The organism is Yinghuangia soli (genome assembly GCF_021502675.1).
In the GTDB taxonomy this organism is placed as follows: Bacteria; Actinomycetota; Actinomycetes; order Streptomycetales; family Streptomycetaceae; genus Yinghuangia; species Yinghuangia soli.
In genome coordinates, this window is sequence record NZ_JAKFHA010000001.1 from 645,386 (window position 1) to 660,370 (window position 14,985).

Sequence of the window (14,985 nt, forward strand, 5' to 3'; positions counted from 1 at the left end):
GGCACCGGGGGCACCGGAGCGGTCACCGCCGGGGCGGTCCGGGTGGTCCGGGTGGCTCAGAACGAACTCCTCACCGGCGTACGGGCGTCACACGTCCTCGGTCGGCGCGGACATGACCTGCCGCACCTCGATCGGCATGTTGAGCGGGGCACCACCGGGGCCAGGGGCCGCGGACACCTGCGCGGCCAGCTCGACCGCACGCGCCTCGTCCTCCACGTCGACGATCCACCACCCTGCCAGGAATTCCTTGGTCTCGGCGAACGGCCCCTCGGTCACCACCGCAGGACCGCCGCCCGCCCCCGCGCGCACGATCCGCGCGGTGTCCGGCATGGCCAGCCCGTTCGCCTCGACGAGCTCCCCGGACTCGGCCAGCTTCCGGTTCGTGTCCATCATGAAGCCGATGTGCGCCTGGATCTCCTCCGGCTGCCACGTGGTGATCGCCGGGAAGTCGGCGGTCGACTGGGCGAACTGCATCAGCAGGATGTACTTCACGGTTCTCTCCTTCATCCGCGGGCGCCCGTCCGGGCGCTCTCACGGGTAGGTAGAAGCACGCTCGCGGATTTCGACATGTCCGCCGAAGATTCCCGGAAACTTTTTCCGCACACCCCGTTCGATCACCTCAGGGCGCGGCCGAGATCGCGTCGCGACGGGAGGGCCAGCTTCGCGGCTGCCGCGTCGAGGCGGGATTCGGCGGTCCGCACCGAGACGAACAGCGCTTCGGCGGTCTCCTCCTCGCAGGCCCCTTCGGCAAAGAGCGCAGCCGCCTGCGCCTCCTGCGCGGTCAGGGTGCCGTACCGCTCGGCGTCGGCAGACCCCGTGTCGGCAAGGCCGAGCCTGCGCTCGGCGCGGCGGGCCCACGGCTCGGCACCTGTCTGCCGGAAAAGCCGGCGAGCGGCGGACAGGTGCCGGTCGGCGTCGGCGCGCTTGCGGTCCCGGAGGAACCGCTCCCCGGCCGCCAAGTGGGTCCGCGCGAGGCCATAGGGGTCCGCGATCTGCACCTGGAGGTGCAGCGCCGCGGAGAAGTGGTCGTGCGCGGCCCGGGACTCCTCGGCGAGCAGGCCCCGGCAGCGTGCCAGCGCGGCGCGCACGGTCGGCGGCGACGCGGGGTCCGCCAGTTCCGCGAACGCATCGCAGGCCCGCGCCGCGTCCGCACGGCGGTTCGCGCCCGCCAAGGCCTCCACGAAGTCGCCGTGCCAGGGAATCACCGCCGCCGTCCGCATACCGGATCCGTGGACGCGCCGGCCGACGGACTCCAACTGTGCAGCCGCCATCGCATACCGGCCGTGGGCCAGCGCCGACTGCGCGAGCCCCAGGCGGTTGAAGGAGGCGACGGTGTGGAAGCCGCCCGGCTCCAGAATCGACGCGGCTCGCGCCGCGTACTCCTCGCACCGCCGCCGACTCCCTCGGGCCGCTTCGATACGGGTCAAAGTGGCGAGCGCGTAGCCGGTGATCGCCGACTGCCCCAGCGCATCGGCAAGCGCCGCCGACCGTGCCGCACTTGCGTACGCTGCCCGCCACCGGCCCTGCCGCAACCGCAGTTCCGCAATGCCGCTGGCCAGGACGGACAGCTGCTCCGCGGCGCCGACCGAGGCGATCCGCGCCAAGGCCAGGGTCGCGAGGCGATCCGCGGCGGCGTACTCGTCGAGGAAGGTCAGTGCCAGGCATGCGTAGCCGAAGACCTCCGGCCCGTGCGCGAGCGGGTCGGCGGCGAGCAGTTCCTCGTTCCGTCGGGACAGGAGATCCGAGGCTTCCGCGGTGCGCCCTGAAGCCAGCAGGGCGTACGCGTACATCACGATCGTCGCGGGCGTCCCCGAGCCCGTGGCAGCGTGCGCGAGGCCGTAGCCTTCCTCCGCCATCGCGACGGCTTGCCCGACCTGGCCGCCCATGGCCGCCGCCGAGGTCGCGGTGGCCAGAAGCTCGGCGGCCGCCCGCGGCGCCTCGTCGCGCAGGGTCGCGGCCGCGCCGGCCAACTCCGCCACCACGCTGCGCGGCTCCGACCGGATCTGCCGGATCTGCTGGTGCACCTGCTGGATCTCGCCGACCCGCTGCGGATCGCGGGTGAGGTCGAGCGCCTGCGACAGCAACGGCAGCGCTTCGTCCGGGAGCCCGGCGAGCCGGGCACCGACCGCCGCGGCCAGGAGCCGCCTGGCTCTGTCCTCCGGCTGCGGCGTCAGCTCGGCGGCCCGGCGGCAGGCCTGCCGGACGGCTTCCAGGGCCCCGCGGCGCCGGGCCCGCTCCGCCACGGCGTCGAGCGCGAGCGCCACCTGCTCGTCGGGCCCGAACGCGGCCTCCGCCCGATGCCACGCCCGATGGTCCGGGTCGATTTCCGGCGTGGCCGAACGGGCCAGCAGCATATGGACGTTGCGGCGATCCGAGGGCGTGGAGTCGTGGTAGGCGGCCGATCGGACCAGCGGGTGCACGAATTCCACCTTCCGGCCCGCGACGGTGATGAGCTCTGCGTTCTCGGCGACCTCCAGATGCGCCTGCGCCGACGGTCCGACAGCCGCGGTGATCTCGGAAATGTCGCCGGTATAGCTGGCGGCACAGACCAGCAAGGCCCGACGGGTGCCCTCGGGGAGCGGCGCCAGACGCTTCCGGTACGCCCGGTCCAGAATCCCGGGCAAGGCCGCCGGAGAGCTGCCCGCGCGCAACGCCTCCGCCGGCGTATCCGAGCGGGAGAATTCGATCAGGGCAAGCGGGTTGCCTCCAGTCCACCGCATCAGCCTTGCCCACGCGGTGGCGTCGAAATTGCGGTCGGGGCGGACCCGGTCGACCAGTTCCCGGGCCGGACCGGCCGACAGCCCGGTCAACTCCACGTGCGGATGACCGTGCAGGTCCATGGCACACGCCTCGTGCGACCGCACGCCGACCAGCACCGCGGCCCCCTCGGTGCCGATCCGGCGGGCGGCGAACGAGAGCGCCGCGGCGGACGCCTCGTCCATCCAGTGCGCGTCGTCCACCACCGCGACGACCGGCGCTGCGGCCGCGAGCAGCCCCAATATGCCCATGCCGATGGCCATTTGCCTGGGCGAGGGCTCGCCGGGGTCCGGGTCGCGCAGCGCGAGGGCGATCTGCAGCGCGCGCTGCTGCGGGCCGGGCAGGACGGGGATGAGATGGACGACCGGCCGGAGGAGCGCGCTGAGAGCCGAGAATGCCAATTCCGCTTCGTTCTCGGCACAGCGCACGCTCAGGCGCACCATGTTCGCGGACGGCCGCACGGAGGCCAACAGGGCGGATTTGCCGATGCCCGGTTCGCCTTTGACGACCAGTACGCCGCTGCGCCCGGTCTCGGCTCCGCGTATCAGGGCCTGCACCTGCCGGACCTCAGCGTCGCGCTCGAGCAACCGGGGGCCGGCCCGATCCGGCCGGGGCATGCCCGGGACGCCTGGCACGCCCGGCAATGCGGCGGCGAATGCGGTGTCCCGCAAGGATCCCTCGGAGTCCAGGACCGCGGCCCAGCGGGAAAGCCAGGCATCGGGGTCCTGCCCCAGGTGCACGGCGATCGCCGACATCAGTGCGCGCGACGGCATTTTCGTCCCGCCGAACACCTCCGAAACCGTGCTGCTCCGGTAGCTCAGCTGCCGCGCCAGAGCGGTGCGCGTCAAGCCCCGGCTGTCCAGCAAGGCGGTCAACGCACGGGCGAACTCCTGCCGCGGCCCCTCCCCTTCGATCTGTTTGGGCGGTCTGCCCCGACGCCGCGGCTCGCTGCGCGGGCCGTCGGCACCGCCCGATCCATCCCCCATGAGCCATCTCCCGTGCCCGCCATGTCGCCGACGCGTGCCGCGCCCAATTATCCGATCAATGTTCGATGTTGCGAATGCGCCGAGGCGGAGAATTCGCGGCCCCCGCACCATGGAGCGGCGCAGCTCCATCGACAGCAGCCCTACGCGACACACGACCGACTCGGGGACGGCACATGGCACCGACGAACAGTCCACCGGCCCGACGGCTGCTCGCGGCGTGCCTGCTCGGCGCGGCAGGGGTCCTCGCCGCGGTCGCGGCGCCCTCCGCCGCGGCCGACGGGTCCATTTTGAACCCCTCGGCCCGCGTATCGGTGTCCCCGCAGTCCCCCGCCGCCGGCGACGTTCTGGAAATCCGCGGCACCGGCATGCGCGGATGCGCGAGCGGAACCGTCGACGTCCATCTCGCCTTCGACCCCGGAGGCGGGAATATGGGCCCGACCACCGAGTTGATCGCGGCGGCGCTCCCGGTGAACGACGCGAACGGCCACGCGTTCACCCTGCACCACAAGGTCGCCGAGACGTGGGCCAATGAGGTCCGGGTGTTCTGCCACGGCGCGAGGTCCGGCCCCGTGACCGCGCCCCTGGAATCCGAGGTCGACCCGCGGGCCTCCGGACCGGTTTCGCCGACCGACCGGGCACCGGTCCCCACCCCCGACCGCCCGTTGCCCCCGAACGCCGCGACCGTGCTCCCGGCATCCGGCCCGCCGGGCTCCACCGCAATCGTCTGGGTCACGGCGGAGTGCGCCTCCGACGGCAGCATGGCGTCGCTGCGCAGGAGTGACGATCTGCGCTGGGACGGCGCCGACTTCGGCGCCGACGACATCGTGATGCCCGGCGAGGGCCTGCCGGACGGCGTCGAACGGGCCATGGTGATCACCGTCCCCGTGGACGGCATGCGCGGCCCGCGGACCATCAGCGTGGGATGCGACCGGGCGACGGGCTCGTCCGAGGTCTCCCCCGGCGAGCTCACCACCACGTTCACCGTGTCGCCGGCCGAACTCACCGTCACTCCCGCCCGGGCCGCGCCCGGCGACCGGATCCGCGTCGCGGGCCGCTACTTCACCGGTTGCGCGGACGCCCTGCCCGGGCGTCCCGCGGAACTGTCGCTCCGGCACGGCGGCCGCGAGATCGGCCGGGTCCCGGTCGCACCGGACGGCGGATTCGCCGGCGACCTCGTGCTCCCCGCGGACCTGACCGGAGCCGCGCCGCTGACCGCCGGCTGCACGGCGGAGCGCTTCGACGGCACCGCACGCACCGAGTTCACCCTCACCGGCGCGGCCTCCGCCACCGGCGCCCCGAACACCGCACCAGGCCCGGACGGCACAGCCGCACCGGCATCCGGCCGCTCGGCATCGGCCCTCGCACTGCCCCAGCCGGGCGACCTGTTCGACGACCCCGAGCCCGTCGCGGCCGCAGCGGCTTCGGCTGTCCTGGCGCTGCCGATCATCGGCATGGGAGCGGAACTGTTCAACCGCACCGTCGAGGGGAACCGCGACCGGATATACCGCTTCGTCCATCCGGGCGGCCGCCGCCGGCACCTCCCCCGCCACCCGCGCCTCGCGTTCGTCGTATTCGCCGTACTGTCCTCGCTGTTCGCCCTCGCCGCCGAGCCGTGGACCGGCTTCGACCGGGCCACCCTCACCCTGGGACTCGCCCTTTCCATCGCCGTCCCCCTGGGGGCCGTCGCCTACGGGGGCAGCGCAGAGGCGTACCGGGGGCGGGTCAGCCGGCTCCCGTCGGTGCCGTCGGTCATCTGGGGTGCGCTGGGCGCCGCCGCGGTCGTCGCCGCGGTGTCCCGGCTCGCCGGCCTGACACCCGGCTACGTGTTCGGCCTCATCCTGAGCTTCACGGCCGTCTACGCACGGAATCTGACCATCGCTCAGCAAGGCCGCGCCGTCGCCATCGGCGCGGGCGTGCTCACGCTGCTCGCCGGCGCGGCCTGGGCGATCCGGATCCCGGTACGTGCCGCGGCCGACGGCTCGACGCACCCCGGTTTCGGTCTGCTGCTGACCGAGGACATCCTCACCCAGACGTTCGTGGCCGGTGTGACGGGCCTGGTCTTCGGGCTCCTCCCGCTGCGCGGGCTCGACGGTGGACAGCTGTGGGGGTGGAGCCGTACGGCATGGTCCTTCACCTATGCGATGGCGGCGTTCCTGTTCGTTCTGGCGCTGACCGATCCCGCCGGGGCCACCGACGGCGGATCACGCGTGATGCTGATGCGCGCGGCCGTCGTGTTCGGCGTGTTCTTCGCGGGCTCGCTCGCGTTCTGGGCGTGGTTCCGCTTCCGCCCCGACCCGCACGCCCCCCGCCCCGACCCGCTCGACCCGGCACTGTGAGGCGGTGCGGCGGGCAGCGGGGCCGGGCGCGTCTCGCGAGGCGCCAGGATCCAGTGGGTGCGCATTCCTAGTCGCGGCGGCGGACCCAGTCGCCCGTGGCGTGTTCGGCGATCTTGCCGAGGAGGCCGATGAGCTGGTCGCGTTCGGCCTCGGTCAGGCCGTCGGCCCAGCGGCGCTCGCGGGCGTTCTCCTCGCGGTACGCCGCGCCGACCGCGGCCTCGCCCTGCTCGGTCAGCCGCAGCGTGACCGCCCGGCCATCGTGCGCGGCCGGTTCGCGGGCGACCAGGCCCTGCTTCTCCAGGGTGTTGGCCAGGCTGGAGATGGCCGCGCGGCTCATGCCGGACATCTCGGCGATCCGCTTGCCCTCGGTGGGGCCGGCCAGCCACAGCACGTTGAGCAGCCGGAAGCCGGACCAGGTCCAGCCCTGCGGCCGGTGCACCGCGGACTCCAGGTCGTACGTCACGACGTTCGACACCCGGTTGAGCAGCAGGATCATCCGCAGCGCCACCGCGTCGAGGCCGGGCGTGCGAGCGGCCGCGCGGCGGACCGCGAAGTCGACGAACGAGAGGAAGTCGACGCCGTCGGCTTCACCCGGGCGAGCGGCCGCGCCGGGCCCGGCAGGCTGGGCGGGGTCCGCGGACGCGGCGGCGGGGCCGGCCGAGGCGGTCGGGCCGGTCGAGGCGGGGGCGGCGGGTTCGTCGGGGTCTGGCACAGCGTCAGATTACGCGGGGCTGCGGTACGGGCGGCTCACGCCACGAGATCGCGGGGCCGGGCGGCAACAGGCCGGTTCACCCGATCGGGCAATGGTCGCCACTCTGTGCAATCACTCGCTTACCATCGGTGCGTGGCGGCGATCGCACTCGTCCGAGTGCCGTACGGAAGCCGCGCCCTGCTCGTGCTGACACTCACGGTCGTGGCGCTGCTGACGCTTGCCCACGGTTTGGCGTGCGCCGCACACGCGAGCACCGCGACGCGCGGTGTGCCGAGCCCGGTCGCGCCGGTCCTCGCGACGCACGTGCAGCAGTCAGGACAGGCGGACGAGGCCAGGCAGGTCGAGCAGGTCGAGCAGGCGCAGCCGGTGAACCGGCCCCCGCAGGCCGCGTCGGCCGCCGACGCCGCCGGGCCCGTGGCGGCTTCGGCGGATTCCGCGTCGGCGAGCAAGCGCGCGGCCTTCTCGGAGGCCGAGTTCTCGCCGCTCGCCTCGACCGACCCGCGTGACTCGACCACCCTCGACCTCCACGCATCCAGATTGGGTGGCGACCAGGCGGCAGCCACCAACAACCCCGCTGCTCCGTCGGAACCCGGGTCTGCCCACGCACCCGCGGCACCCGTTCCCGCCGGGCCCGGGGCTGCGCCCTGCGACGGGCCCGAAGGGTGCGTCCTGGTCGCGGCTCCTTCTTCCCCCTCCGTGGTCGTGCCGCCGCCGGTCGCCTGCGGGCTCCCCTCGCCCGTCCCGGGGCCCGGGGCTGCGCTGCCGCCTGCAGCCGTACCGCCGTGGGGCAGCGCGGGAACGAGTGAACCGCCGGCCCCGGAAGCGTCGTTGCTCTCCCTGGTGTGCGTGAGCCGGACCTGACGGACGCGACGGGTGTTCCCGTTCCCCGCATGTCCGCAGCTTTCCGATCACTTGCTCGAAGGGCGTTCTCGCCATGCACCACCACACCCTTGCCCCGTTCCAGCCCGGCCTGCCCCGGCTCATGAGCGCGGGCGCCCGGCCGCCCGCGCCGGTGCGCACTCCCGCGGGACTGGTCGGCAACACGCCGGTCCTGCAGATCGGTGCGCCGCTCGCCCCGGTCGGCCGGACGTTCTGGGCCAAGCTCGAAGGCGCCAACCCGGGCGGCATCAAGGACCGTACGGCGCTGCACATGGTCGCGCGGGCGTGCGCCCGCGACACGCTCGCGCCCGGCGCGCGGATCGTGGAGTCGACGTCCGGCACGCTCGGCCTCGGCCTGGCGCTCGCCGGGCTGACCCGCGGGCACCCCGTCACGCTGGTCACCGACCCGGGTCTGGAGCCGCCCGTGCTGGGGCAGTTGCGGGCGTACGGCGCCGAGGTGGAGATCGTCGCACACCCGCATCCGGTCGGCGGGTGGCAGCGCGCCCGGCGCGACCGCGTCGCCGAGATCCTGGCCGCGGAGCCCGGAGCGTGGTGTCCGGACCAGTACGGCAACCCGGACAACGTCGATGCGTACACCGGTCTGGGCCTCGAACTGACCGCGCAGCTGGGCCGGATCGACGTGCTGGTGGCCGCGGTCGGCACCGGCGGGCACTCGGCGGGCACGGCGCGCAGCCTGCGCGCGGTGAATCCGGCGCTGCGGCTGGTCGGGGTGGACTCGGTGCGGTCCACGATCTTCGGGCAGCCGGCCGGGCCGCGGCTGATGCGCGGGCTCGGCAGCAGCATCCATCCGGGCAACGTCGACCACGACGCGTTCGACGAAGTGCACTGGGTGGCGCCGCCGGAGGCGGTGTGGGCCTGCCGGGCGCTGGCCCGGAACTACCGGGCGTCCGGCGGCTGGAGCGTGGGTGCGGTGGCGCTGGTCGCGGGCCGGATCGCGGGCGAACTGCCGGGGGCGAAGGTGGCCGCGGTGTTCCCGGACGGCATGCACAGGTACTGCGGCACGGTGTACGACGACGCGTGGTGCGCCGAGCAGGGACTGGGCGCGGCGACCGACGCACACGCAGTCGGCCCGGACGCGCCGGACCCGGTCCGCGATCCGCGCAGCGACGTGGCCGAGCGCTGGTCGCGCTGGGTCCGCCGCCCGGCGCCGGTGGTGGCGGCATGAGCGAGCGCAGCGAGCGAATCAATAGGGGGATGCGTTTCGCGAATGCGGCCGCCGAGCGGAGCGAGGAGGCGGCATGAGCGTCGGAGCTGCCGGGTCGCCGGCCCCTCGGACGCCGCCCGCACCGCCGAAGCCGGCTGCGGCGCCGTCGGATCCGCTGTCGGCGCGTGCCACGTGGCGCTCGTTCGACGTCCCGCTCCGGTTCTTGATGGTCAATCAGTTCACCATCAACGCGGGCTTCTACATGCTGATGCCGTACCTCGCCGCGCACCTCGCGGGCCCGCTCGGGCTGGCCGGATGGGCGGTCGGGTTCGTGCTGGGGGTGCGCAACCTCAGCCAGCAGGGGCTGTTCCTGCTCGGCGGCGCGCTCGCCGACCGGTTCGGGCGCAAGCCGCTGATCATCGCCGGATGCGCGCTGCGGACCGGCGGGTTCGCGCTGCTCGCGGTGGCGGGTTCGCTGCCGGCCCTGGTCGCCGCGTCCGCCGCGACGGGGTTCGCGGGGGCGCTGTTCAATCCGGCGGTGCGGGCGACGCTCGCGCACGCGGCCGGGCCGGAGCGGCGGGTCGCGGCGTTCGCGCTGTTCAACGTGTTCTACCAGGCCGGAATGCTGGCCGGTCCGCTGATCGGACTGGCTTTGCTGGCCGCGGACTTCGAGGCCGTGGCGACGTGCGCGGCGCTGGTCTTCGGTGCGCTCACGCTGCTTCAGGTGCGGCTGCTGCCACCGGACCAGCCGTCCGAGGGCGCCCCGGTGCGGGTGCTGGAGGCTTGGCGCAGCGTCCTCGGCAACCGCCGCTTCCTGGCGTTCTCGGCCGCGATGACGGGCACGTACGTGCTGTCCTTCCAGGTCTACCTGGCGCTCCCGCTGCAGGCCGGGCGGGCGCTTGGCGACCGCGGAGACGCGGCCACGACCGGGCTGTTCGCGGTCTCGGCGCTGGCCGGGGTGCTGGGCCAGACCCGCTTGACCGGCTACGCGCGCGAGCGCTGGGGCCCCGGCCAGGCGGTGGCGCGAGGGGCGGCGCTGATGGGGCTGGCGTTCGTGCCGCTGCTCTTCTCGGGAGGTCTCACGGCGCTGCTGCTGACCACGGCGCTGCTGGCGGTGGGGGCGGCACTCTCGTATCCGTTCGAGATGGACACCGTCGTACGCCTGTCCGGGGACCGCTTGGTGGCCACCCACTACGGCCTCTACAACACGGTCTGCGGGCTGGGCATCGCACTCGGCACGGTTGCGACAGGGGCGCTGTGGGACGCCGCCGACGGGGCCGGACTCCTCTGGCTCCCCTGGGCGTTCATGGCGGCCACCGGACTCGCGTGCGCAGCGGCGGTGGCCGCGCTCGAGCGCAGCGGGCGGCTGGCGGTGCCGGTCAGCGGGGCAGGGTAGCCGCGGGGTCGGCGCCGTCGGCGCCGTAGTCCTCCCCCGGAGTCACGCGTATTTTGACGTAGCGGGTCCCGTCGAACGCGCCCCCGCAGAGGCTGATCAGGACGACGGCCTCGTGGCCTGCGGCGTTCTTGAAGAAGAGCCATTCGTAGTCCGTCGGGGGGCACTTGCCCGCCGACGGCCCGGCCGGCGCCGCGTTGATGAGCCGCGCGGTGTCGTCCGCAGCCTTGCCCTTGATGACGCGTGTCCTGACCGTGCCGGGCTGCCAATCGATGCCGGCGCTGCCGTTGCCGTGGAGGCAGGCGAAGATGCGGCCCGGCCGGTGCGGCAGCATGGGCTGGTCGGCGGCGATGCCGGGATTCGAGGCCCGCACGACGGCGCCCTCCGGGCAGCTGGTGACGGCCGTGTCCGGGGTCCGCCCCCAGTCGTCGTCGCCGAAGTCTCCGAGCAGGAAGGCGATGAAGCCCAGCGCCACGCCTGCGGCGAGGGCGGCAGTGCCGCGCCTGCCGGGCGTCCAGCGCGTACCGGTACGCGCTTCACCGGGAGGAGCCTGGTCGGTACGGGCCGGATCGGTACGGACCTGATCGGTAGGGGCCGGTCCGCCCTGGGGCTGCCCCGAGTCCGGTTCGGCTCTGTCGTCCGAAGTCCCCACGCGTCCTCCTGCCCACCGCGCCGAGCGCGCCAACCGTCTGTACGGAGCGCCAGGGTGCCCGAACTCGCGCGCACTTTGAAGGCGTTCGCGGCCGAAAGCAGGAATGCGGATCAGAAGGGGACGGTCAGCTGCGCCGCGACGTGGGCGCGCAGGGTGCCCGGCATGTCGGTGGCCGGGTTGTAGAGCCACTGCACCTGGAGGCCGTCCATCAGGGCGATGAGTTGCCGCGCCGCCGCGGCGGGTTCGACCTCGGGGCGCAACGCGCCTTCGCCGCGGGCGTGTTCGTAGTCGATCGCGGCCGCGCCGACAGCCATCTCGTAGCGCTCGGTGAAGTACGCGTGCGCGGGGTGGTCGGCGGACGTGGCCTCGGCGGACAGCGCGGTGAACATCTCGACGATGACGCGGCGGCCGGCGTTGCGCTCGGCGACCTCGACCATGCGGCGCAGCCGGTCGACGCCGACCACGTTGTCGGCCTGGACGCGCTGCGCGTCCTCCTCGTCGCGGGCTTCCAGGACCGCGAGGAGGAGGGCCTCCTTGGTCGGGAAGTGGTGGATCAGGCCGGGGTGCGACAGGCCGCAGCGGGCCGCGAGCTCACGCAGCGTGGCGCCGCGGTAGCCGGCCTCGCCGAACAGTGCGACGGCATGCCCGATGATCTCGCGCTGCTTCGCGCGGCCCTTTGCGTAGCCGCGGCGTGCCTCGCCGGCCATCGCGCCCTCCCCTTCCCCGCCGGCCCTTGCCGACCCGGCCGGCCCTGTCCGCCCTGCCGGCCCCGTCCGATGCGTCCCTGCCCGCGGTGAGGATCTCACACCCCTGAATACCTACCATGCGGTAGGTATTCGTGCTTATAGTGGCCCGCACAGGGCGGACCACAGGCCGGCGACGGCCATGCGCGGCCGCTGCTTCCCTGCTCGGTTACTTGGGAGATGACGCATGACCACCGACGCCACGCGGCTGGACATCCCGGCGCTGCTCGCCGCGCTGACCCTGGAGGAGAAGGCCGCGCTGCTCGACGGCCTGGACTTCTGGAACACGCAGCCGGTCGAGCGCCTCGGCGTACCGTCCGTGATGCTGTCCGACGGCCCGCACGGCGTGCGCAAGCAGCCCGAGGAGGGCGACCACCTCGGCATGCTGGACAGCGTCGAGGCCACCTGCTTCCCGCCCGCCGCGGGCCTGGGCTCCAGCTGGGACGTCGACCTGCTCACCCGGGTCGGCGAGGCGCTCGGCAAGGAGGCCGCCGCCGAGCGCGTCTCGGTGCTGCTCGGCCCGGGCATCAACATGAAGCGCTCGCCGCTGTGCGGCCGCAACTTCGAGTACTACTCGGAGGACCCGGCGCTGGCCGGCGAGCTGGGCGCGGCCTGGATCAACGGCCTGCAGAGCCAGGGCATCGGCGCGTCGGTCAAGCACTACGCGGCCAACAACCAGGAGACCGAGCGCATGACGGTCTCCGCCGAGATCGACGAGCGCACCATGCGCGAGATCTACCTGCCGGCGTTCGAGACCGTGGTGCGCAAGTCGCAGCCGTGGACCGTGATGTCGTCGTACAACAAGGTCAACGGCACCTACGTGGCCGAGAGCCGCGAGCTGCTCACCGAGATCCTCCGCGACGAGTGGGGCTTCGAGGGCCTGGTCGTGTCCGACTGGGGCGGCTCCGCGCGGCGGGCCGAGTCGATGCCGGCCGGCCTCGACCTGGAGATGCCGTCGTCGGGCGGCATGGGCACCGCGCTCATCCTCGGCGCGGTGGCCGCCGGGAAGATCACCGAGGCCGAGATCGACCTCGCCGTGACGCGCGTGCTGACCCTGGTCGACAAGGCGCAGCCGGCCCTGGCCGAGGCGCGGACGTACGACCGTGCGGCGCACCACAAGCTGGCCGTCGAGGCCGCGACCGCAAGCGTCGTGCTGCTCAAGAACGAGGGCGGCATCCTGCCGCTCGACCCGGCCGCGGGCGGCCGCATCGCGGTGATCGGCGAGTTCGCGCGCAGCCCGCGCTACCAGGGCGCCGGCTCCTCGCAGGTCAACCCAACGCAGCTGGACAGCGCGCTGGACGCGCTGAACGCCGCGCTCGACGGCCGCCGCGAGGTCGTCTTCGCGCCCGGCTTCGTCATCGAGTCGGAGGAGGCGGACGAGGCGCTGGCCGCCGAGGCGGTGGCCGCCGCGGCCGCGGCCGAGGTCGCCGTGGTGTTCCTCGGCCTGCCCGCGTCGTACGAATCCGAGGGCTACGACCGCACCCACATCAACCTGCCCGCGCAGCAGGTCGCGCTCCTCGACGCGGTCGCGGACGCCAACCCGAACGTGGTCGTGGTGCTCGCCAACGGCTCGGTGGTCACGGTCTCGCCGTGGCAGGACCGCGCGAAGGCGCTGCTCGAGGCGTGGCTGCTCGGCCAGGCGGGCGGCACGGCGATCGCCGACCTGCTGCTCGGCACCGCCAACCCGTCCGGCCGGCTGGCCGAGACCATCCCGGTCAAGTTCGCGGACAACCCGGCGGTCGGGAACTTCCCGGGCTCGTTCGGCACGGTCCGGTACGGCGAGGGCCTGCTCATCGGCTACCGCTGGTACGACGCGCGCGAGCTGCCGGTGGCATACCCGTTCGGCCACGGCCTCTCGTACACCTCGTTCGAGTACCGCGACCTGACCGCTTCGGTGGTGGCCGACGGCGCCGAGCCGCGCGTGTCGGTGACCGTGACGGTCGCCAACACCGGCGACCGGGCCGGCACCGAGACCGTGCAGGTCTACGTCGCCGACCCGGAGGCCACGGTGCACCGCCCCGAGCAGGAGCTGCGCGCCTTCGCGCGGGTGACGCTGGAGCCCGGGCAGTCCGAGACCGTCACCCTCGAACTGGGCCGCCGCGCCTTCGCGTTCTGGCACGAGGCAGTCCGCACCTGGGTCGTCGAGGGCGGCGTGTTCGACATCCGCGTCGGCTCGTCCTCGCGCGACATCCGCGCCGAGGCGTCGGTCGAGCTGACCGGCGACGCCGTGGTGCTGCCGCTGCGCGCGGACTCGTCCGCCGAGGAGTGGCTGGCCCACCCCGAGGCCGGCGACTGGCTGCGGCCGCTGGTCGGCACCGAGGGCATCGCCGCGATGATGTTCGACCCGCACTCCGGCCAGATGATCCGCGCGATCCCGCTGGACCGCCTGGCCCGGTTCCCCGGATTCCCGGTGACCGAGGAGCAGATCGCGGACGCCGTGGCGAAGTTCAACGCCGCCTGAGCCGGCAGCGGCACCGACGACGCGCCGCCGCCCACCCCAGCGCCGGGATCCCCACAAGGGGCCCCGGCGCTGCGCGTTCCCCGGCCTGCGCCGCGGGCGTCAGGCGCGGGCGCTGCCGCGGATGATGGGGCGGGCCGGGCCCGAGGCGCGGCCGACCGGGAGGGGGTCCACGGTGATGCCGGTGAATCCGGCCCGCTCCAGGGCGGCGACCGGGTCGCGGGTGAGGTGGCAGCCGCCGAACAGGCGCTTCCAGGCCGGTTCGACGCGCTCCTGGGTACGCCGCGCCTTGGGTTCGCCGGCGCCCACGTGCTCGACGAACAGCAGGGTCCCGCCCGGCTTCAGGACGCGCTTCGCCTCGGCGGCGGCCCGGTCCAGGTCGTCCACGGTGCAGAAGACGAGCGTGGCCACCACGGTGTCGAACCGGTCGTCGGCGTACGGGGTCTGCTCGGCGCTCCCGGACGCGATCTCGGCGGGCACCGCGGCCCGGGCCACCTTGGCCGCCAGGGTCTTGCGCATCGCGGGGTCCGGCTCGACGAGGAAGACCCGATCGGCGTGCACATAGTGCGGCAGGTTGCCGCCGGTGCCGGCGCCTATCTCCAGCACGTCGCCGGTCGCGTCCGCGAGCAGCGAGGCGCGCACCTTCGCGAAGCCCGCCCGGTCCGTGACGTCGCAGAGCCGCCGGTAGAAGGCCGCGAAGATCCAATGCCCGCGCGGAGATCGGGACGACTCGGTCATGACGCACTCCTGTCGGTTTCCGGCTGCGCCCGAGACCGCACTTCTTCCCCCGGGCTCCCCCGAAACTACGCCGCGGCCCTTGAGTCCTCAGCCGATCACCAGTATTCATGCACTGCATTAATTGAACTGATTAATCAGCAGGCCGCCGCGTCATGCCCCGGCCGGG

Annotated in this window: 11 protein-coding genes; 5 read left to right on the forward strand and 6 right to left on the reverse strand. The window is 73.7% G+C overall.

The genetic code is table 11. The features are described from left to right. Positions 1 to 87: 87 nt before the first annotated feature. Positions 88 to 492 carry a YciI family protein gene (locus LZ495_RS02795; protein WP_235050208.1) on the reverse strand — a complete coding sequence of 135 codons (405 nt, stop codon included), beginning with the start codon at positions 490 to 492 and terminating at the stop codon, positions 88 to 90. Between the two features lie 122 nt (positions 493 to 614). Continuing rightward, positions 615 to 3,605: an AAA family ATPase gene (locus LZ495_RS02800; RefSeq protein WP_235050209.1), complete on the reverse strand. Its 2,991-nt coding sequence runs from the start codon at positions 3,603 to 3,605 to the stop codon at positions 615 to 617. Between the two features lie 311 nt (positions 3,606 to 3,916). On the opposite strand from LZ495_RS02800, the gene LZ495_RS02805 reads away from it, so the two are divergent. Next, positions 3,917 to 6,079 carry an FGLLP motif-containing membrane protein gene (locus tag LZ495_RS02805; protein ID WP_235050210.1) on the forward strand — a complete coding sequence of 721 codons (2,163 nt, stop codon included), beginning with the start codon at positions 3,917 to 3,919 and terminating at the stop codon, positions 6,077 to 6,079. A 67-nt stretch (positions 6,080 to 6,146) separates the two neighbouring features. Here the strand turns inward: LZ495_RS02805 and LZ495_RS02810 are convergent, their stop codons facing one another. After that, a complete protein-coding gene (locus tag LZ495_RS02810) occupies positions 6,147 to 6,791 on the reverse strand; it encodes a MarR family winged helix-turn-helix transcriptional regulator (protein WP_235050211.1) in 645 nt (214 codons plus the stop codon). Positions 6,792 to 6,923: 132 nt separating this feature from the next. On the opposite strand from LZ495_RS02810, the gene LZ495_RS02815 reads away from it, so the two are divergent. From LZ495_RS02815 to LZ495_RS02825, 3 genes are all read left to right on the forward strand, one after another. Next, entirely contained in the window at positions 6,924 to 7,652 is a 729-nt protein-coding gene (locus LZ495_RS02815; protein WP_235050212.1) for a hypothetical protein, read from the forward strand. A gap of 73 nt (positions 7,653 to 7,725) precedes the next feature. Then, positions 7,726 to 8,856 carry a PLP-dependent cysteine synthase family protein gene (locus LZ495_RS02820; RefSeq protein WP_372498507.1) on the forward strand — a complete coding sequence of 377 codons (1,131 nt, stop codon included), beginning with the start codon at positions 7,726 to 7,728 and terminating at the stop codon, positions 8,854 to 8,856. A 205-nt stretch (positions 8,857 to 9,061) separates the two neighbouring features. After that, positions 9,062 to 10,231, forward strand: coding sequence for an MFS transporter (locus LZ495_RS02825; RefSeq protein WP_235050472.1), 1,170 nt, complete (start codon positions 9,062 to 9,064; stop codon positions 10,229 to 10,231). Here LZ495_RS02825 and LZ495_RS02830 read toward each other — a convergent pair. Both LZ495_RS02830 and LZ495_RS02835 read right to left on the reverse strand, forming a co-directional pair. Then, positions 10,215 to 10,880 carry a hypothetical protein gene (locus tag LZ495_RS02830; RefSeq protein ID WP_235050213.1) on the reverse strand — a complete coding sequence of 222 codons (666 nt, stop codon included), beginning with the start codon at positions 10,878 to 10,880 and terminating at the stop codon, positions 10,215 to 10,217. The two genes, LZ495_RS02825 and LZ495_RS02830, sit on opposite strands and share 17 nt — an antisense overlap. 110 nt (positions 10,881 to 10,990) lie before the next feature. Then, the gene (locus LZ495_RS02835) at positions 10,991 to 11,587 is read right to left on the reverse strand and encodes a TetR/AcrR family transcriptional regulator (protein WP_235050214.1); all 597 of its coding nucleotides are present in this window, start codon (positions 11,585 to 11,587) and stop codon (positions 10,991 to 10,993) included. A gap of 223 nt (positions 11,588 to 11,810) precedes the next feature. Here LZ495_RS02835 and LZ495_RS02840 point away from each other — a divergent pair, with 223 nt between their 5' ends. Further along, entirely contained in the window at positions 11,811 to 14,084 is a 2,274-nt protein-coding gene (locus tag LZ495_RS02840; RefSeq protein ID WP_235050215.1) for a glycoside hydrolase family 3 C-terminal domain-containing protein, read from the forward strand. Between the two features lie 99 nt (positions 14,085 to 14,183). On the opposite strand, the gene LZ495_RS02845 is transcribed toward LZ495_RS02840, so the two are convergent. After that, positions 14,184 to 14,819 carry a class I SAM-dependent methyltransferase gene (locus LZ495_RS02845; protein ID WP_235050216.1) on the reverse strand — a complete coding sequence of 212 codons (636 nt, stop codon included), beginning with the start codon at positions 14,817 to 14,819 and terminating at the stop codon, positions 14,184 to 14,186. Between the last annotated feature and the right edge of the window lie 166 nt (positions 14,820 to 14,985).